At 68.5% G+C, this 1,119-nt stretch carries 1 protein-coding gene; it reads left to right on the top strand.

The genetic code is table 11. The features are described from left to right. Positions 1–92 precede the first annotated feature (92 nt). On the top strand, positions 93–1,119 hold a 1,027-nt coding region (locus A8M77_RS35000; RefSeq protein ID WP_143694927.1), incomplete at its 3' end, for a two-partner secretion domain-containing protein.

Consider the following 1,119-nt stretch of genomic DNA (forward strand, 5'->3'; position numbering starts at 1 on the left):
CCCCCAGAATCGCGCCCCGCAACGGGAGCGAGGCAGCAACAACGCTGAAGCCATGAGCTTGGTCTCCCCGGATGCACAGGGAGATCAAGAACTTGAACAGGCACCTTTACCGCATCGTCTTCAACGCCGCACGCGGCATGCGCATGGTCGTGCATGAAGCCGCCATGAGTGCGGGCAAGGCCAGCGGGGCGACCTCGGCCGTGCTCGCGACGGCGCTATTGGCTGCGGTACCCGCGGCGGCGCAGATCGTGGGGGCACCCGGCGTGGCGCCCGGCCTTCGTCCCACGGTGCTGGTGGCGCCCAATGGCCTTCCCCTCGTCAACATCCAGACGCCCAGCGCCGCCGGCGTCTCGCGCAACCTCTACCACCAGTTCGACGTCCAGCCCCGGGGCGTCATCCTCAACAACAGCCGCACTGCCGTGCAGACCCAGCTCGGCGGGTGGGTGCAAGGTAGTCCCTACCTCGCCAACGGCCCGGCGCGCATCATCCTCAACGAGGTCGTCAGCGGCAACCCGACCCAATTGCGCGGCGCAATCGAGGTCGCGGGCCAGAGGGCCGAGGTCATCGTGGCAAACCCAGTCGGACTTTCGGCTGACGGTGTCACATTCATCAACGCGAGCCGGGCGACGCTCACCACGGGCACCCCGCAGCTCAATGCCTTCGGCGGCCTGGACGGCTACGTGGTGCGCGGCGGCACCGTCAGCATCGACGGGGCGGGCCTGGATGCCAGAAGTACCGACTACACCGCCATCCTGGCGCGTGCCGTGCAGGTCAATGCCGGCCTCTGGGCCAATGAGCTCAAGGTGGTCACCGGCGCGAACGAGGTCTCGGCCGATCACGAGCAGATCAGTCCTGCCACCGGCACCGGCGCGCCGCCCGTCTTCGCCCTCGATGTGGCCCATCTGGGAGGCATGTTCGCAAACAAGATCTTTTTGGTGGGGACCGAGCACGGCTTGGGTGTTCGCAGTGCCGGCCAGCTCCTGGCGGGCCCGGGCGAACTCGTGATCACGGCGGCCGGCCGGCTGGAGAACAAGGGCACGATCGAGGCGCAGAGCCTGCAGATCACGGCGGCCGGCGACATCGACAACCGCGGCGGCACGCTGCGCCAGACCGGTGGCG

This window comes from Variovorax sp. JS1663 (assembly GCF_002157355.1).
Taxonomy (GTDB): Bacteria; Pseudomonadota; Gammaproteobacteria; order Burkholderiales; family Burkholderiaceae_C; genus Variovorax.